General features: G+C 49.7%; 16 protein-coding genes. 10 read left to right on the forward strand and 6 right to left on the reverse strand.

What is annotated here, in order from left to right:
• Positions 1-6 precede the first annotated feature (6 nt).
• From AB2U10_RS16720 to recG, 5 genes are all read left to right on the forward strand, one after another.
• A complete protein-coding gene (locus AB2U10_RS16720; RefSeq protein WP_367915991.1) occupies positions 7-1,398 on the forward strand; it encodes an NADH-quinone oxidoreductase subunit N in 1,392 nt (463 codons plus the stop codon).
• Between the two features lie 187 nt (positions 1,399-1,585).
• The gene (locus tag AB2U10_RS16725) at positions 1,586-1,780 is read left to right on the forward strand and encodes a hypothetical protein (RefSeq protein WP_367915992.1); all 195 of its coding nucleotides are present in this window, start codon (positions 1,586-1,588) and stop codon (positions 1,778-1,780) included.
• A 65-nt stretch (positions 1,781-1,845) separates the two neighbouring features.
• Positions 1,846-3,105, forward strand: coding sequence for a M16 family metallopeptidase (locus tag AB2U10_RS16730; RefSeq protein WP_367915993.1), 1,260 nt, complete (start codon positions 1,846-1,848; stop codon positions 3,103-3,105).
• Position 3,106: 1 nt separating this feature from the next.
• Entirely contained in the window at positions 3,107-3,517 is a 411-nt protein-coding gene (ruvX, locus tag AB2U10_RS16735) for a Holliday junction resolvase RuvX (protein ID WP_367915994.1), read from the forward strand.
• Between the two features lie 120 nt (positions 3,518-3,637).
• Positions 3,638-5,731 (forward strand): ATP-dependent DNA helicase RecG, encoded by a 2,094-nt coding sequence (gene recG, locus AB2U10_RS16740; protein ID WP_367915995.1) that lies wholly within the window; start codon positions 3,638-3,640, stop codon positions 5,729-5,731.
• Positions 5,732-5,773: 42 nt separating this feature from the next.
• Here the strand turns inward: recG and AB2U10_RS16745 are convergent, their stop codons facing one another.
• Positions 5,774-6,832 carry a hypothetical protein gene (locus tag AB2U10_RS16745; protein ID WP_367915996.1) on the reverse strand — a complete coding sequence of 353 codons (1,059 nt, stop codon included), beginning with the start codon at positions 6,830-6,832 and terminating at the stop codon, positions 5,774-5,776.
• A gap of 135 nt (positions 6,833-6,967) precedes the next feature.
• Between AB2U10_RS16745 and AB2U10_RS16750 the strand changes: the two genes are divergently transcribed.
• From AB2U10_RS16750 to AB2U10_RS16760, 3 genes are all read left to right on the forward strand, one after another.
• Positions 6,968-8,809, forward strand: a complete 1,842-nt coding sequence (locus AB2U10_RS16750) for a gamma-glutamyltransferase family protein (RefSeq protein ID WP_367915997.1) — start codon at positions 6,968-6,970, stop codon at positions 8,807-8,809.
• 80 nt (positions 8,810-8,889) lie between these two features.
• Positions 8,890-10,083, forward strand: coding sequence for a glycine C-acetyltransferase (gene kbl / locus AB2U10_RS16755; protein WP_367915998.1), 1,194 nt, complete (start codon positions 8,890-8,892; stop codon positions 10,081-10,083).
• Between the two features lie 33 nt (positions 10,084-10,116).
• Complete coding sequence (locus AB2U10_RS16760) at positions 10,117-11,067, forward strand: NAD-dependent epimerase/dehydratase family protein (protein ID WP_367915999.1); 951 nt, start codon at positions 10,117-10,119, stop codon at positions 11,065-11,067.
• Positions 11,068-11,075: 8 nt separating this feature from the next.
• Here the strand turns inward: AB2U10_RS16760 and dinD are convergent, their stop codons facing one another.
• From dinD to AB2U10_RS16780, 4 genes are all read right to left on the reverse strand, one after another.
• Positions 11,076-11,924, reverse strand: coding sequence for a DNA damage-inducible protein D (gene dinD, locus AB2U10_RS16765; protein ID WP_367916000.1), 849 nt, complete (start codon positions 11,922-11,924; stop codon positions 11,076-11,078).
• Positions 11,925-12,031: 107 nt separating this feature from the next.
• Positions 12,032-12,274 (reverse strand): ATP synthase F1 subunit epsilon, encoded by a 243-nt coding sequence (gene atpC, locus AB2U10_RS16770; protein ID WP_367916001.1) that lies wholly within the window; start codon positions 12,272-12,274, stop codon positions 12,032-12,034.
• A complete protein-coding gene (gene atpD / locus AB2U10_RS16775) occupies positions 12,271-13,776 on the reverse strand; it encodes a F0F1 ATP synthase subunit beta (protein WP_367916002.1) in 1,506 nt (501 codons plus the stop codon). Before atpD ends, atpC begins: the two co-directional genes overlap by 4 nt.
• A 150-nt stretch (positions 13,777-13,926) precedes the next feature.
• Positions 13,927-14,316 carry a TraR/DksA family transcriptional regulator gene (locus AB2U10_RS16780; protein ID WP_367916003.1) on the reverse strand — a complete coding sequence of 130 codons (390 nt, stop codon included), beginning with the start codon at positions 14,314-14,316 and terminating at the stop codon, positions 13,927-13,929.
• Between the two features lie 296 nt (positions 14,317-14,612).
• Between AB2U10_RS16780 and typA the strand changes: the two genes are divergently transcribed.
• Both typA and ahcY read left to right on the forward strand, forming a co-directional pair.
• Entirely contained in the window at positions 14,613-16,439 is a 1,827-nt protein-coding gene (gene typA, locus AB2U10_RS16785) for a translational GTPase TypA (protein ID WP_367916004.1), read from the forward strand.
• A 223-nt stretch (positions 16,440-16,662) separates the two neighbouring features.
• Complete coding sequence (gene ahcY / locus AB2U10_RS16790) at positions 16,663-17,976, forward strand: adenosylhomocysteinase (protein ID WP_367916005.1); 1,314 nt, start codon at positions 16,663-16,665, stop codon at positions 17,974-17,976.
• A 147-nt stretch (positions 17,977-18,123) separates the two neighbouring features.
• On the opposite strand, the gene AB2U10_RS16795 is transcribed toward ahcY, so the two are convergent.
• Complete coding sequence (locus tag AB2U10_RS16795) at positions 18,124-19,074, reverse strand: YheT family hydrolase (protein WP_367916006.1); 951 nt, start codon at positions 19,072-19,074, stop codon at positions 18,124-18,126.
• Positions 19,075-19,116 lie beyond the last annotated feature (42 nt).

Raw genomic sequence — 19,116 nt, forward strand, 5'->3', positions numbered from 1 at the left:
TCCGATATGTATCCAATTATCGTATTATCATTTACGGGTTTACTTACACTGTTTTTCGGGCTGAATAACCCCAGATCCAAAACTATTCTGCCCGCCACCGCGATTTTCCTGGTGATAGGGCTGATCAGTAATTTTGCTGACTGGAATGCTCCGGGCTCCTATTTCAACAATATGATTGATGTGAACAATTCCATCATCATTGTAGGATCGCTGATCATTCTTTCGGCCCTGTTCCTGGTTTTACTGAGCTCCGGGCTGTTTGAAGATGAAAATGCGCACCCGGCTGAGTACTATGCCCTCATGCAGTTCAGTGTGGTGGGAGCGCTGATCATGGCTTCTTTCAATAACCTGCTGATGCTTTTCCTGGGACTGGAGATCTTATCTATTGCCCTGTATGTATTGACCGGAAGCGACAAAACCAATCTTCGCGGAAACGAGGCGGCCCTGAAGTATTTCCTGATGGGTTCATTCTCTACGGGTATCCTGCTGTTTGGTGTAGCCCTGGTTTACGGAGCCACCGGTTCTTTTGATATCAGCGCTGGTACTGTACTGGGCGGTGCAGCCCTGCCTTCAAAAATCTTCTTTTATGTAGGTATCGTATTTATGCTGATCGGGCTTCTCTTTAAGATTTCCGGAGCGCCGTTCCACTTCTGGACAGCCGACGTGTACCAGGGAGCCCCTACACTCTTTACGGCTTTTATGGCCACCATTGTGAAAACCGCGGTTATCTTCTCGCTTTACCGGCTGATGGTGGCAGGTTTCTCCCTGGAGTATGTTTTCTGGGTGAAGATCATCCTGGTGGCCGTTACGCTCAGCCTGGTGATCGGTAATATCACGGCCGTGGTGCAGGATAATTTCAAGCGGATCATTGCCTATTCCAGTATTTCACATGCCGGCTTTATGCTGATGGCCTTAACAGGCATTACTGCCCGTACCTTTACCAACCTGGCCTTCTACTCGGCCAGCTATGTGCTGGCTACCATTTCTGCCCTGGGCGTGCTGATCGTTGTTTCGCGCAATAGCCTGAAAGACGGCCGCCCCAACGAGAACGTAGAAGTCTTCAACGGGCTCTTCAAAAGAAACCCGGGCCTGGCCGTGGTGTTATTCATTTCCATGCTTTCGCTTTCCGGGATACCTCCTACCTCGGGCTTCTGGGGAAAATTCTTTGTATTCACCGATGCCATCCGCGGTGGTTACCTCTGGGTTCTGGTGCTGGCCGTAGTGATGTCGGCTATATCGCTGTATTACTACCTCCGCCCGGTAGTGGCCTCTTTCCGGTCTGCCGGTGATGAAACGCCTGTAGAAGTCGGAACCTGGCAGAAGATCGTACTTTACAGCCTGACTTTCCTGACCCTGGTTCTGGGAGCAGCTCCGGGCTTATTCCGGGGATTGTTCTGAGCAGGTGGCCTTAGATAATCTTAAGCCTTTTTCTGAAACCTAGTCTGTTTTATGGCACTTTTTAGAGCTTTGATTTAATTTTTCTAAGAATCGAACAAAAATCTTTAAGTTTTTTTTAAGAATACTTGCTTTAATTCTTAAAAAACTCTTAAATTTGCTCAGTGTTTAACAAAAACAATCTCTAAAAATGAAAAAAGTATTTGGTCTATTATTCGTTGCTACTATGGTAGCTTTTACAGCTTGTACTAAAACTGCTGAAACTGCTGAAGAAGAAGCAACTGCTACTGTAGAAGAAGCTGCTGCTGCTGTTGATTCTGCTGCTGCTGTTCTTGACTCTGCTGCTACTGCTACTGTAGATTCAGCTAAAGCTGCTGTTAACTAATAAGTAAGACTTATTATAAAAAAAGCCTTATCTTGCGATAAGGCTTTTTTTATTCCCCTTTATCTATGTCATTCCGAACTGTTGCACCTGCCTATACAACCGACTTCAGGATTTCACTGGAACCGCTACTCATCGATTCCCTGCCGGGGAACAGCCGGGTGTTTATGCTGAAATCGGACACCCTGGAGGTTTTCCGGCTTGAATTTATTTTTCCCTTTGGCCTGTTGCATGCTCCCGATACGGAGACAGGGCATTTCATGCCCCGCCTGATGGCCCTGGGCACAGCTGAACGTACCGCTTACGAGGTTGCCGAAGCTTTTGAAAGCCTGGGTGGCTTTCTCGACATCAGTATGGGCATTCACCGCACCACCGTAACCCTTCACGGCTTAAGCCGGTATTTCACGGCCTACCTCCCGCTTCTGGCCGATGTGCTGTTCCAACCCGTATTTCCCGAATCTGAAATCGACATTCAGCGGTCGCAGGCTTTGCAAAACTTCCAGGTAGAATGCCTGAAGCCCGCTTTTCAGGCCAATAAGGCTTTTAAGAAAGCGATCTACGGGGAAAAGAGCCTCTTAGGACAAACCCCTGAACCGGAAAACCTGCTCAGGGTCAACCGGAGCAGCCTGCAGAAGTTTCATGCCGAAACTTTTTCGGCGAGTCCTTTCGACATCTGCCTGAGCGGCTGCTTTACAGACCATGACCTGGTTGTTCTCAAAAGCTTTGCAGAACAAAACGGCTCGGGTGTAAAGCCCGCAGAACCTGTATTCCCGGGAAAACAGCCTGCCTCTGACGTACGGGTTGAAACAGAAAATGCGGTGCAAAGCAGCCTGATCATCGGCAAGCGCCTCTTTAACCGGGCACATCCTGATTTTTTCAGGTTCCTGGTCACCAATACCCTTTTCGGCGGCTATTTCGGCAGCCGGCTGATGAAGAATATCCGGGAAGAAAAAGGGCTCACCTACGGCATCTCTTCCTCCCTGGTCGCTAATGGTCCTGACGGCGTTTTCAGTATCCGGGCCGAACTTAACAAAGAAAAGCTGAACGAGGCCCTGGCCGCTATTGAGGCAGAGAAAGAGACCCTGCGTACGGTGCCGGTTGGCGCAGAAGAGCTTACCACCGTCAAAAACTATATCAAAGGGAATATCCTGAGCGGAACCAATACCCTCTTTGATATCATGGACAAGCACAAGGCCCTGTACTATGAATCGCTGCCCGCAGACTTTTACGAAAATATGAGCACCCGGGTAGATGCCGTAACGCCCGAAGAGGTGATGAATATGACCGAAACCCGGTTAAAGGATTTTTCAACGATAATAGCAGGATAGCATGGGACGAATACTGGCCATTGATTACGGGAAAGTCCGCACAGGACTGGCCGTTACTGATCCGCTGAAGATCATAGCTACCGCGCTTGAAACGGTAAAAAGCGGGGAGCTTATCCCTTATCTCGGGAATTACGTTCTCCGCGAGCCGGTAGAAACCTGGGTTCTGGGCCTTCCGGTCAGTCTTAAAAATGAAGATACCCCTACCACAGCCATGGTACGGGCATTCGGGCAGGAGCTGGAACAGGCCTTCCCGGATATCCCGGTCCGCTATGTAGACGAACGTTTTACTTCAAAAATGGCACAAGCCAGCATGATCGCCTCCGGTGTGCGGAAAAAAGACCGGCAGAACAAGGGCAATACCGATAAGATCAGCGCAGTCATTATTCTGCAGTCGTACATGCAAAGCCTGTAAATGAGGTTGCCTCAAAACAGTTGGAACAAAGCCCAGGTACATCCACATTAACCGCTCATCCGGGCCCGGTTCGGGAATCTCCTTCGGAAGAGAATCGCGTTTTTTACTTAAATTTGCCTGATGGCATCTGTTTTTGACACCAGAATTGAGTTTCTGAAGGGAATGGGCACCGCCCGGGCCGAGCTTTTGAACAAAGAGCTGGGTATATTTACTTTCGGCGACTTGCTGGAGCATTATCCTTTCCGGTACGAAGACCGTACCCGGTTTTCCCGGATATCGGAACTCAATGAGCAAATGCCTTCTGCCCAGATCCTGGGCCGGATCACGGGTGTAGAGCTTGTGAAGGGCAAAGGGAAGCAGCGCCTCGTGGCTACTTTTTCAGACGGTACCGCCTCTATGGAGCTGGTGTGGTTCCAGAGCATCGGTTACTTCCAGAAATTCCTGAAAATCCACTCCAATTATATTGTTTACGGTAAACCGGCCCTGTTTGGCGGGATATTCACCATTCAGCACCCGGAAATAGAATTGTACCAGTCGGATAAGCCCCTCCCCGGCTACTTCCAGCCGATCTATTCGCTCACCGAAAAGCTCCGCAAAAAATTTATAGAGAGCAAGAGCTTTACCGGGTGGATACGAACCCTCCTTCCGCAGGTGGAACCGTATATTCATGAGACCCTCCCGGAAAGTATCCTGACCCGGTACCGGCTTATTTCCAAAAAGACCGCCTACCAATACCTGCATCTGCCCGGTAACCTCCAGGAGCAGAACCAGGCGCAGCGAAGGCTGAAGTTCGAGGAGCTGTTTTATAACCAGCTGAAGCTGATCTCCCTGTCGCTTGTACGAAAAAACGAGTTTGCCGGGCAGATTTTTAACAAAACCTCACTACTGACCACTTTCTATAAAGATCACCTGCCGTTTGACCTGACGGGCGCTCAGAAACGGGTCATCCGGGAGGTTTTTGACGACATGAAGTCGGGCAAGCAGATGAACCGCCTCGTGCAGGGCGATGTGGGCAGCGGCAAAACCATTGTAGCCTTTATCACCATGCTCATGGCCATTGACGGCGGAGCCCAGGGCTGTATGATGGCTCCTACCGAGATCCTGGCACAGCAACATTACACCAACCTCCGGAAATACTGTGACCTTCTTCATCTGAATATCCGTTTGCTGACCGGCTCTTCAGGAAAGAAAGAAAGAAAGGAAATTCACGAGGGCCTGCTGAACGGCAGCCTGCATATCCTGGTAGGCACGCACGCCGTGCTGGAAGACGTAGTGCAGTTTCACAACCTGGGCATCTGCATTATTGATGAGCAGCACCGTTTCGGCGTAGCCCAGCGGGCCAGGCTCTGGGAAAAGAACACCCGTACTTACCCCCATATGCTGGTGATGACCGCCACGCCGATCCCCCGCACACTGGCCATGACACTCTTCGGAGACCTCGATATCTCGGAGATCGATGAGCTGCCCCCCGGCAGGAAACCCATCAAAACCGTGCACCGGTATGAGGCCAACCGCCTGGCAGTTTGGGGATTTATGCGGGAAGAGCTGGCCAAAGGCCGGCAGATATACGTGGTTTTCCCTCTTATTGAAGAATCGGAAAAGCTGGATCTGAAAAACCTGTTTGACGGCTACGAAAATATCCGGGCGGCCTTTCCTGAATATGCCGTGAGCATCGTGCACGGTAAAATGAAGCCCAAAGATAAAGACTATGAGATGCAGCGCTTCAAAAAGGGCGAAACGCAGATCATGGTAGCCACTACCGTTATTGAAGTAGGCGTAGATGTGCCCAATGCCAGTGTTATGGTCATTGAAAGCGCCCATCGCTTCGGGTTGTCGCAGCTGCACCAGCTGCGCGGCCGGGTAGGTCGCGGGGCAGAGCAGTCGTATTGTATTCTCATGACCGGCTACGAGCTATCTAAAGACACCCGGAAACGTATGGAGACCATGGTGGAATCGGAAAACGGCTTTTACATTTCCAAAATAGACCTTGAGCTTCGGGGGCCCGGCGACCTGGCCGGCACGCAGCAGAGCGGGCTGGTAGACCTGAAGATTGCCAACCTGGCCCGCGACGAGGAGATCCTGCGGATTGCGCGGGAAGAAGCCTTCGATATCCTGCACAAAGACCCCGGCCTGGAGTTTGCCGAACACCTGCCTATAAAAATGCACCTTTCTAAAATCAAAGACAAGAGCCTTAGCTGGAGCAGGATCAGCTGAGAGGACTTTTTTGCAATTTCGTTTTTTTGTTTGGGCAGTGGCTCAGTCGGGGCGTTTGTAATTTTTTACAATAAAGCTGATGCCTGTATGTACAATGTCACCCATGGTTTCACAATGCCTGAACTGGGAATTGTAGGTAAGCTTCTGAAGAGCTGTGCGTAGCTGAACCACATTTTCATGCGGGGCCAGGAAATCCTTGCGCATAATGGCCACCAGGTATTCAAACTTCCGGATGCTGTTGGTTACCCGCTTCACCAGGAGCGACCGCAGTTCGGTACGGTATTGCTCAATTGACTTGGATTGCAGCTTATTCATCACCAGGTCAACCATCTTAAAATTTTCCTTAAAGTACTGGGGCATATAGATCTTGAGGTTCCCCTCGTAGCACTGCTGATCAAAATCAATGGGCCGGATACGGTAAACCACGCGGTCAAAGTCGTGGGTAGGCACCACCACATAATTATAAGACCGCATGTCGCCCAGCAGCCCGGTCAGGCAGCGCTCATTGAACTTCACAAACTCTTTGGCAAGCTGTGTTTTATCCAGTTCCGAACAATGCGGAAGATAATCTTCAATAAACACATCGCCGGGTATACCCCAGATATGCTCTTCAATCAGCGTATCTTTGTATACCAGGTAATTGGCACGGTTGGGCGATAAAAGGTCCTCCATCTCCAGGCCGTAAATGCGCGATGCATCCACTTTCTTAATGTAAAAGTTGGTATGAATATCGTTCAGGATATTGCGGACACGCACCCGGAAAGGTTTGGAATTTCCGAAGGTACAGTAATCTACCGAGTCTACGCTGAGATAGGGCAGCACACTCCGGTCACCGTCTGAATGCAGCAGGGTATAAATGCGTTTGAGCCCTTCACGGATTTCATCAAAGTCCGTCGGGTTATAATACACGCTTCGCCAGAGCGTATCTTTGCCTTTCAGGTCTTCTACCACGTTCCAGTCGGTAAAGCGGAGCAGGTCATCGTACACCAGGTCAATTTTGGTGAGCCGGTTGTATTTCCCGAGATAATCCCGCAGTCCTTCTGACACCGGGTAAAACGGTTTCCGGAAAGCAATTTTTACGTCTTTTTTCACTTCTTTCATACCCCAAACGCTATCAGGAGTAAATAAACCATTTTTTCACCGGAAATCAGCTACCGCCCAATGAAATATTTGCCGGTTCGGAATACCGGGAAGTCACAAAACATTTCTTTATATTTAGGTCATAAAAGCTAAGCTATGAAAAAAACAGGCCTACTTCTACTCCTATGTTCTACCCTGGCGCAGGGCCAGGTATTCAATGAATTCCCTGTTCAGACCCAGAAGCCGCCGCTGCACGGCAAACACTGGATGGCCATTACCGGCAAGCCCTTGGGGGCAACAGCCGGCGCCATGATATTTGCCAAAGGCGGCAATGCCATCGATGCCTCCTGTGCCATGCTGGCCGCCACCTGTACCATGTGGGATGTGCTCAGCTGGGGCGGTGAAATGCAGGCTTTGATCTACAACCCCAGGACAAAAAAAGTTATCGGCGTAAATGCCCACGGTGTAGCTCCTACCGGTGCCACAGCTGAATTTTATAAATCAAAAGGCTATGCCTATCCGCCCGAATACGGCCCTCTGGCCGCCGTTACTCCCGGTACCCCGGGCGGACTCATGGAAATCCTGGCCGAATGGGGTACCATGAGCCTGAAAGAAGTGCTGGCCCCGGCCATGAGCATGGCGGCAGGATACCCTATTGAAGCCCAGACAGCCAATTCTATTGAGAAAAATAAGAAGATGATCAAGGAATGGCCCTATTCTAAAAAAGTGTTCCTGCCCCACTTAGGGGAAGAAAGAGAGGCTCCGGAAGCCGGCGAGATTTTTGTGCAGAAAGATCTGCTGGCCACCCTGCAAAAGCTGGTAGATGCCGAGCAGGAAGCTCTGAAAAAAGGAAAATCACGGAAAGAGGCCATACGGGCTGCGTATGACCGGTTCTACAAAGGCGATATAGCCCGTGAAATTGCCCGCGGCACACAGGAGCAGGGCGGACTCATCACCGAAAAAGACCTGGCCAACTGGAAAGTGATCTTTGAAGAGCCGCTCAGTGTTAATTACAGGGGAATAGACGTTTACAAGCTTCAGCAATGGACCCAGGGGCCTTCTATGCTGCAGGCCCTCAACATGCTGGAAAATTTTGATCTTAAAGCCATGGGGTATAACAGCCCGCGGTACATTCATACCCTTTACCAGGTCATGAACCGGGCATTTGCCGACCGTGATTTTTATTACGGCGATCCTTATTTCGCCCCCGCTGAACCCATGAAAGGACTTTTATCCAAAGAATATGCCAAAGAGCGCCTGAAAGACCTTGATCCGGATAAAAACGACCCGAACGTGGGCCCCGGTGATCCGTACCCTTTCCAGAATGAAAAAAATCCGTACCTGCCTTTGTTGCAAGGAAATAAAGTGGGCTATCACGATCAGCAGCTGACCGAGGAGTTCCTGGAAGATTTTACAGCCGGCACTACCTCTGTAGTCGCTTCAGACGAGGAGGGTTGGATCGTGTCTATGACGCCCAGCGGAGGCTGGGTGCCTGCTACCATTGCGGGTAACACCGGTGTAGGCCTGAGTCAGCGTATGCAGTCGTTTGTGCTCGATGCCAAAGAGAACCCCTTTAACGTGGTAGAACCGGGTAAGCGGCCGCGGGTAACACTGACCCCCACCCTGGCCCTGAAAGACGGGAAACCGTTCCTGGCCTTTGCCAAGCAGGCCGGCGATGAGCAGGACCAGCTTTTGCTCCAGTTCTTCCTGAACGTGGTAGAATTCGGCATGACCGTACAGGAAGCCACCGAAGCCCCGAGCTTCAAGACCTTCCAGTTGAAGGCCTCTTTCGGCAACCACGAGAAAAAGCCGGGTGCTTTGACCCTTAACACGGATACCCCCGAATGGAACCGGAGCGAGCTGAGACGGAAAGGCTACAGCCTGAATTTCCAGCCCAGAACCAGCGGCCCCATTAACGCCATTTACTTCGACTGGGCACACGGTTCCTTCTGGGGCGGAAGCAGCAATCACGGGGAAGATTACGGCATCGGCTGGTAAATTGTTCGTATAACAATTATTCCGGTTATACGCCCGGAATATACTATTACCTGTTTATATTTGCATTAAAACCGGAAACAATGATCAGTACTTCATTTTTAACTCACCTGCAAAACACACTTGCCGAAATTGAGAACGACGGGCTGTACAAGACCGAACGTATCATCACCTCTTCTCAAAGTGCGGAAATAGAGGCCAACGGCAAAAAATTACTGAATTTCTGTGCCAATAATTACCTCGGGTTATCCAATCGTCCCGAAGTCATTAAAGCCTCGCAGGCCACTATGGATTCCCGCGGGTACGGGATGTCGTCGGTACGCTTTATCTGCGGCACCCAGGACATCCACAAAGCCCTGGAAAAGAAGTTATCGGAGTTTCTGGGACTGGAAGACACCATTCTCTATGCCGCTGCATTTGATGCCAACGGCGGGATATTTGAGCCCCTTTTTACAGACGCTGATGCCATTATTTCTGATGAGCTGAACCATGCCTCTATTATTGACGGGGTGAGGTTATGTAAGGCAGCCCGGTACCGGTACCGTAATAACGACATGGCCGACCTGGAAACCCAGCTCCAGGCCGCGTCTGAAAAAGGACAGCGCTTTAAGATCATTGTAACCGACGGCGTATTTTCTATGGACGGCATAGTAGCCAACCTGAAAGGAATATGCGATCTCGCCGAAAAATACGATGCCCTGGTGATGGTTGACGACTCGCACGCCACCGGGTTTATCGGTAAAACCGGGCGCGGTACGCACGAAGCCAACGCGGTAATGGGCCGTGTAGACATCATCACATCTACCCTCGGCAAAGCCCTGGGCGGAGCCTTAGGCGGTTTTACATCCGGTAAAAAAGAGATCATTGACCTGCTCCGGCAGCGTTCACGGCCTTATCTTTTTTCGAATTCGTTAGCGCCGGGAATCGTAGGAGCTGCCCTGAAAGTACTGGATATGATCAGTGCCGACACTTCTCTCCGTGATAAAGTGATGGACAATGCCGCCTATTTCCGGAAAGAAATGAAAGCCAAAGGCTTTGATATTCCCGACGGCGACGCGGCCATTGTACCGGTTATGCTGTACGATGCCAAGCTGTCGCAGAAAATGGCAGAAAAGCTGATGGACGAAGGCGTATACGTGATCGGCTTTTTCTACCCGGTGGTTCCGAAAGGGAAAGCCCGGATACGCGTGCAACTTTCGGCCGCCCACACACAGGCGCATCTCGACAAGGCCATCGCCGCTTTTGAAAAAGTAGGAAAAGAATTAGGTGTAATTTAAACACTCCTTATTGATACATACACTTCAGAACAAATGGAAACCATTACGGGAAGAATCCTTATAACAGGGGCTTTAGGACAAATCGGTACAGAACTAAGTACCGCTTTGGCTGAAATCTACGGGAAAGACAAGGTTATCATGTCTGATGTACGCGAAGCCTCTGATGTTCCGCTCACCTTTGAGAAGCTGGATGTGCTGGACCTGGAAGCTTTCCGGAGCATTATTGATAAACATGAAGTAAAGGTGGTTTACCACCTGGCTTCCCTGTTATCGGGCACATCGGAGAAGAACCCTTCGCTGGCCTGGAGGCTCAATATTGATCCGCTCTTATTTCTCTGTAACCTGGCCAAAGACCGGATCATTGACCAGATCTTCTGGCCCAGCAGCATTGCGGTGTTCGGCCGGGGCATCCCCAAAGAAAATGTAGGGCAGGAAGTACCCCTCAATCCTTCCACTGTATACGGTATCACCAAGCTGGCCGGTGAAAAATGGTGCGAATATTACTACCGGAATTACGGGGCAGACATCCGGAGCATCCGCTACCCCGGCCTCATTTCCTGGAAAGCACCGGCCGGCGGCGGCACTACAGACTATGCCGTGGAGATCTACCACAAGGCCCTGGAAGAAGGCCGATATACCAGCTTCATTGCTGAAAATACCGCTATGCCTATGCTGTACATGGATGATGCCATTGCGGCCACCATACGGCTCATGCAGGCCCCTTCTGAGGCCCTTTCGGTGCGTACTTCCTATAACCTCGGCGGAATGTCCTTTACACCGAAACAACTGGCGGCCGCTATCCGGCAGGAAATCCCCGGTTTTGAGATCACATACGCACCTGACTTCCGCCAGGCCATTGCCGAAAGCTGGCCGGCCAGCATAGATGACTCCGTAGCCCGGAAAGACTGGGGGCTGGCTTACTGGTACAATATAGATTCCATGACAAGAGGGATGCTGGAGAATTTACGGGTGAAGGCGAGCTAAAAGAAGAGTTATTTTCTCTTATTCAGTTTCTCCGCCATTTTACTAACCTTCTTCTCTTCACTTTCCAGCCTGCGTTGAACTTTCTTTACATCTTCCTGAGCGGGGAGATTTTCCGGTTTGACCCCTCTCTCCCGCAGCATTTTGCGTACGGCGGTATTGTTCTCCACATGCTCTTTCCCTATAGGATCCTGTCCCTTCAGTTCCTTTTCTACCACATTATGGCTGGTCAACTCTGTAGCAAAATCTTTGGCTTTAATAGTCAGCGTAGGTAGAAAATCTGCCAACGGCTTACTCTCCGGAATCAGCAGTTTCCTTTTCATATCATGAGTGGAAAACCCTCCGAAAAGGGCTTTATCTCCCATACTACGAATAAGGGCAAAGCCTTTATCATCTACTCCCCGTTCATAAATGATAGCCGAAAGCTTTTTTTCTGATTTACTTAGCTTTTCCCGGGCAGTTACCCTTGCCACATCCAGTAAGCGTTGTTCTATAATTTCCTGCCTGCGTGTCTGAACAGCAAAATACGTTTGGGCAAAGGCAATTTCACTTTTCGCAGCATCTCCGTTTTGTGCTATGAGGTAGCAGGCGTACCGCGTAAGGGCGATGTCATCGATTTCACGGAGGGACCCGCTACCCAACTGGACCATTTTGTTGAATCCAACAAAATGGCCTGAAACCTCCTCTCCGGCATTTTCACAAGACTTTTTGGCTTTTTCAATGGCTTTTAAGAAATTCCGCCATTCAGAATAGTTAAATGTTTTCTGCAATTCTCTGGCACTCCAGCATTCAACCCCTTCAAATTCATAGGCTGCCTGTTCAAATTTCTGCAGCAGTTCTGTGATCAGTTCTTTTTTCATGTGTTGCGCAATTTTGTTTAATGCTGTAAATATAAATATTTCGGAAGAAAAACAAAAAAGCCGGCAATACGCCGGCTTCTTGTGTATATTTAACACTACAATCTCGGTTAAACGATTCCGTCTGCCAATACAAGCACTTTATTATTCAGTACCTGTACCACGCCTCCGTCTACAACGATGGTCTCCTTCTTACCGGCGGCTTCGTATACCAGGTCTCCGGTCTGCAGGGTGCTTACCAGTGGGGCGTGATCTTTTAATATCTGGAACTGCCCTTCTTTCCCGGGTAAGGTAACTACATCTACCTCACCTGAAAATACGTTCTGTTCCGGTGTTATGATCTCTAATTTCATCGGGTTGCTTCTTCAATTAGTTTCTGACCTTTCGCTACAGCATCTTCAATGGTACCTACCAGGTTAAAGGCTGCTTCAGGAAGGCTGTCATATTTTCCGTCCATGATCTCGTTAAAGCCTTTGATGGTATCGTTGATATCTACCAGCACACCCTTCAGACCGGTAAACTGCTCGGCCACAAAGAACGGCTGGGACAGAAAACGCTGAACACGTCTGGCTCTTGCCACCACCAGCTTGTCTTCTTCTGAAAGCTCTTCCATACCCAGGATAGCGATGATATCCTGGAGCTCTTTATAACGCTGCAACAGGTTCTTCACCCGCTGTGCACAGGCATAATGGGCATCGCCCAATACTTCAGCGGTCAGGATCCGTGAAGAAGAATCCAGCGGGTCTACCGCAGGATAAATGCCCAGCTCGGCAATCTTTCTGCTCAGTACCGTGGTAGCATCCAGGTGGGCAAAGGTAGTGGCAGGCGCCGGGTCAGTAAGGTCATCGGCAGGTACATATACCGCCTGAACCGAAGTAATGGATCCCCGCTTGGTAGAAGCGATACGCTCCTGCATCACACCCATCTCGGTAGCCAGCGTAGGCTGGTAACCTACCGCTGAAGGCATCCGTCCCAAAAGGGCCGATACTTCAGAACCTGCCTGGGTAAAGCGGAAGATATTATCAATAAAGAACAGGATGTCACGGCCTTTTCCTTCGCCGTCACCGTCACGGAAATATTCTGCTACGGTAAGGCCCGAAAGGGCTACCCGTGCACGGGCTCCGGGAGGCTCGTTCATCTGTCCGAAAATAAAGGTCGCCTGTGAGTCTTTCAGGGTGTCGCGGTCTACTTTCGAAAGATCCCATCCGCCTTCTTCCATAGAGTGCTTGAAGGCATCACCGTATTTTACAATACCGGATTCGATCATCTCTCTCAGCAGGTCGTTTCCTTCACGGGTACGCTCACCCACACCGGCAAACACCGACAAGCCTGAATATGCTTTGGCAATGTTATTGATCAGCTCCTGGATCAATACGGTTTTACCTACACCGGCACCACCGAAAAGACCAATTTTACCTCCTTTTACATAAGGAGCCAGCAAGTCAATAACTTTAATACCGGTAAAAAGTACTTCGGTAGAAGTAGCCAGGTCCTCAAATTTAGGAGCCGACCGGTGAATGGAGATCCCCTTGGTATTTACTTCTCCCAAACCGTCAATGGCTTCACCTACCACGTTAAACAGCCTTCCTTTGATCTCGTCACCGGTAGGCATGGTGATAGGAGTTCCCATAAGTACCACATCCTGTCCGCGCTGAAGACCGTCAGTACTGTCCATGGCGATGGTACGTACCCTGTCTTCACCCAGGTGCTGCTGACATTCAAGAACTACCCGCTGACCGTTGGACTTGGTAACGTACATTGCATCCAGGATCGGGGGTAATGAAGTAGCCACACCTTCAAAACTAACGTCTACAACAGGGCCGATAATTTGGGAAATTTTACCAGTAATTGCCATTATATTAGTATTTTAGAAAATTATTTACTTTTTTGGACTGCAAAAATACGGGTTACTTTTTGCATAACCAAGATTTAATGCCGTCATTTTTTGTATTTTTTAAAGATTTTCACTCTCTTTCCTGCCGGATTTTTGGAAAAATCTTAGCTCTTACCTCGACCCCAGCTTCGCTTCAATGGTCTGTTGGGTATGCGGAACCGCCCTCAGCCGCTCTTTAGGGATCAGCTTACCTGTATCTTTACAGATACCGTATGTACCGTTCTTGATCCGGATCAGCGCCGCTTCCAGCTGGGTTGCAAACTTTTGCAGCCGGGCAGCCGACTGGCTCAGTTGTTCTTTCTCCCGTACATCGGCTCCGTCTTCCAACGTTTTGGAACCCACCGCCGTGTTATCCGTTCCGTTATCGTTCTTCCGGCTAAGGGTTTCCTTGATGAAGTTCACCTCGTTATATGTGGCCTCCAGCTTTTTGTTTATGATCTCTTCAAACTCCCTCAGCTCTGACTCAGAATAATGGGTTTTTTCTTCAGTTACTTCTGACATATCTTTTAAAGCGTTTTAAGGTGATTCACAAAAATTTTCGCAAATATACACCTTTACTTCTTTATTTAAAATATTTCCAGTTAGACAGTTATATGACACATGTCAGGAAAAAGCCCGTATACCTGATCGGGTTTTCGCTGATTTTTTATAACTTTACAAGCTATTGCCTATCAATCCTTTACAAAAAAACAAAATACACAAATCATAATTTTTTCAAAAAAAGACGTAACTTTGCAAACTTTTTAGAACAGGCAGGCTGAGAAATTAACAAAATCCTTATAAAAAAGGTAAGCAAAATGCAAGAAATCAGAAACATAGCGATCATCGCTCACGTTGACCACGGGAAAACTACCCTTGTCGACAAAATCATTCACGCTTCCAAAATTTTTCGTGATAATCAGGAATTCCAGGACCTGATCCTGGATAACAACGACCTGGAGCGTGAAAGAGGAATCACTATTGTTTCCAAAAACGTTTCGGTAAGATACAAAGGCGTTAAAATCAATATTATCGATACTCCGGGCCACGCCGACTTCGGCGGTGAAGTGGAACGTGTGCTGAAGCTGGCTGACGGCGTTATCCTGCTGGTAGATGCCTTTGAAGGGCCTATGCCTCAGACCCGTTTCGTACTCGGCAAGGCGCTAGACCTGGGCCTGAAGCCAATTGTGGTAGTGAACAAGGTAGATAAAGAGAACTGCCGCCCTGATGAGGTGCACGAAAATGTTTTTGACCTCATGTTCAACCTGAACGCCACCGAAGAGCAGCTCGACTTCCCTGCGCTTTACGGTTCGTCTAAACAGGGTTGGATGAGCACCGACTGGAAAAAGAAAACAGAAGATATCACCCCCCTCCTGGATGCCATCATTGAGCACATTCCCGCATCACCGGTGGTAGAGGGAACCTTCCAGATGCAGATTACCTCGCTGGACTATAACGCTTTTGTAGGCCGTATTGCCATCGGAAGAGTAGCCAGGGGTACCGTTAAAGAAGGCCAGCAGGTAGCCCTCTGCAAGGCAGACGGCAGCATTAAAAAAATGAAGATCAAAGAGCTTCACGTTTTTGAAGGGCTCGGAAAAGTGAAAGTGGAGTCGGTTTCTTCCGGCGAAATCTGTGCCATTACCGGCCTCGAAGATTTCGAGATCGGAGATACGGTAGCCGATGCCGAAACCCCGGAAGCGCTGCCACGGATCGCCATTGACGAGCCTACCATGAACATGCTGTTTACCATTAACAACTCACCTTTCTTCGGTAAAGAAGGTAAGTTTGTAACATCCAGGCACGTACGCGACCGCCTGATGAAAGAAACCGAGAAGAACCTGGCGCTGCGGGTAGTTCAGGGCGACTCCGAAGATAAATTCCTGGTTTTCGGCCGGGGTATTCTTCACCTGTCGGTACTTATTGAAACCATGCGCCGCGAGGGCTATGAGCTCCAGGTAGGTCAGCCCCAGGTGCTCTTCAAAGAAGGGGAGAACGGCGAAAGGCTGGAGCCGATAGAAACACTGGTGGTAGACGTTCCTGAAGAAACCGCCGGTAAAGTAATTGAGCTGGCTACCCAGCGGAAAGCCGAGCTGCTGATCATGGAACCGAAAGGCGATCTTCAGCACCTGGAATTCAATATCCCGTCAAGAGGACTGATCGGGCTGCGTTCCAATGTACTGACCGCCACCCAGGGCGAAGCCATCATGAACCACCGGTTCAAATCATATGAACCGTACAAAGGACCTATCCCGGGACGTATCAACGGCTCTATGATCTCTATGGCCAATGGTCCTGCTGTAGCGTACGCCATTGATAAGCTGCAGGACAGGGGCGTGTTTTTCGTAGATCCGGGTGAAGACGTTTACATGGGTATGGTAGTAGGTGAGCATAACCGCCAGAACGATATCGTAGTTAACCTTCAGACCTCCAAGAAGCTGACCAACATGCGGGCCTCCGGCTCGGATGACAACGTGAAGATCGCACCGAAGATCAACTTCTCCCTGGAAGAATGTATGGAATACATCCAGAAAGACGAATACCTGGAAGTGACCCCAAAATCACTCCGGATGCGGAAAATCTACCTGGATGAAAACGAGCGGAAACGCATGGAGCGCAAGAGCGAAGCAGATGCAGCTTTGGTGTAAGCGTATAGCACGATACAGAAAAATCCCCGGAACAGCTTTCGGGGATTTTTTATTTCCGGGAAAAGACAAAACCGGCACATGCAAGACAACCCATACCCCGCATAAAGTACTTTTATCTACAATTTAACTTAACCATAGATTTATTAACTGCATAATTTTGATCATTTTAAATAAATTATCTATTTTTGCATTGATTTTCAGTGGAATATTATTGCAATAGAATATGAAAACAGTAGAAACCTACATCCCTTACAAAGTAAAGGATATATCCCTGGCCGAATGGGGCCGTAAAGAGATCACCCTGGCTGAAGCCGAAATGCCCGGCCTGATGGAGATCCGGAAAGAGTACGGGCCTTCCAAGCCGCTGAAAGGGGCAAGAGTAGCCGGTTGTCTCCACATGACCATTCAGACCGCTGTTCTGATCGAAACCCTGGTAGAGCTGGGCGCAGAAGTGACCTGGTCATCGTGCAACATCTTCTCTACGCAGGACCACGCCGCCGCCGCTATTGCTGCTGCCGGTATCCAGGTATATGCCTGGAAAGGAATGACCGCCGAAGAGTTTGACTGGTGTATTGAGCAAACCCTCTTCTTCGGCGAAGAGCAGAAACCGCTGAACATGATTCTTGACGATGGCGGCGACCTCACCAATATGGTATTTGACGTGTATCCGGAGCTGGTATCCGGCATCAAAGGACTTTCCGAAGAAACCACCACCGGGGTGCACCGTCTTTACGAAAGAAAGAAAAACGGGACTCTCCTGCTGCCTGCCATTAACGTAAATGACTCAGTGACCAAATCGAAATTCGACAACAAGTACGGCTGCCGTGAATCACTGGTAGATGCCATCCGTCGCGCTACTGACCTGATGCTGGCTGGTAAAGTGGCCGTAGTAGCCGGTTACGGCGACGTGGGCAAAGGTTCAGCCGACTCCCTCCGGGGTGCAGGCTGCCGTGTCCTGGTAACCGAAATTGACCCGATCTGTGCACTTCAGGCCGCTATGGACGGATTTGAAGTAGTACCTATGGCTGAAGCCGTAACCCGTGCCCAGATCTTTGTAACCGCTACCGGTAACTTCAATATCATCCGGGAAGAGCACTTCCTGAAAATGCGCGATAAGGCGGTGGTTTGTAATATCGGTCACTTTGATAACGAGATCGACATGGCCTGGCTGAACAAAGCTTATGGCCACACCAAAACCACCATTAAGCCGCAGGTGGATATGTACAACATTAACGGTAACGACATCATCGTGCTGGCCGAAGGCCGCCTGGTGAACCTGGGCTGTGCCATGGGGCACCCTTCTTTTGTAATGTCGTGCTCTTTCTCTAACCAGACCCTAGCCCAGATCGAGCTTTGGAATAATACGGACAAATACGAAAAAGACGTATACGTTCTCCCCAAGCATCTGGATGAGAAAGTAGCTGCTTTCCACCTGGGTCACGTAGGCGCTAAGCTGGACAAGCTGACTCCTGCCCAGGCCGAATATATCGGCGTAACGGTAGACGGTCCGTTTAAGTCGGAAATGTACCGGTACTAATCTCCAGGTTCAGCTTGCCGGAAACATAAAAACCGCTTCATTGCCTGAAGCGGTTTTTATGTTTTTGCAGAAAATTTCGTTATATATTGAAAATGCTGACCGGATAGCAGCTTCCTTTCCTATTGACTATCCGGGTAGTACCGGCGATTAAAGCGAACGGTAAAACTCCAGTGCCCTCCGCTCCGTCCAGGTATACAGCTCTCCGGGCTCCATAAATCCTACGTGACCGCCGCGGGGTGTAACCACCAGCTTCACATTCGGGTTACGATTCCGGCCGGTGTCATAACACGCTTTCCCCAGGAAAGGGTCGTTCAATGCCTGAACAATCATCACCGGTACGCCGATACGATACAGCATAGGCTTGGTAGAAGCCTTTGCGTAAAAGTCAAAGGCATCGGCATAGCCGTGCAGCGGCGCGGTAAAACGGTTGTCAAAATCCACGAAGTTTTTAATACGGTGATACCCCTCACAGTTCAGCAGTGGATTACCGGGAAACATCCCCTCTTTTATTTTCAGCTTTTCACCCAGCTTGCGCAAAAAGCGTTTCATGTAAAAACGTTTGTAGGGCTTATCCAGCTCTTTCGATGCATCGTACACATCCAGGGGCACCGATCCTACAAATGCGCCCGAAACCTCTTTCGGCAACCGTTCCGGAAACTCAGCCAGCAGTCGCAGGGTCAGGCTTCCGCCCATAGATGAGCCCGAAAGGAAAACCTCATCGTATCCGCCCTTTAAAAGGGCATGCTCCACTACTTTTCGCAGGTCTTCGGAGTCGCCGTGGTGATAAAAACGGGGCAAACGGTTCATCTCTCCGCTGCAGCTGCGGCAGTTCCAGCCCAAACCGTCAAACCCGTTTTCACCAAATAGCTGTAGCAGCGCTGTTACATACGGCCGGTGGGAGTTGCCCTCCAGGCCGTGCGTTACCACCATCAGCTTCCTGTGTCCTTTCCTGTACCAGTCCAGGTCCAGGAAATCGCCGTCTTCCAGCTCAAGCCGTTCCCGTTCATACGGAATCTCCAGCTTCCTGAAAAAGCTGGGATAAATAGATTGTACATGGCCGCCGATCTGGTATAGAGGCGGTTGGGGAGACGGATTCATGGGCCGTGTATTTTGCAAAGTCGTTTTTTCGTAAAGCCGTCC

This window comes from Leadbetterella sp. DM7 (genome assembly GCF_040829825.2).
GTDB lineage: Bacteria > Bacteroidota > Bacteroidia > Cytophagales > Spirosomataceae > Leadbetterella.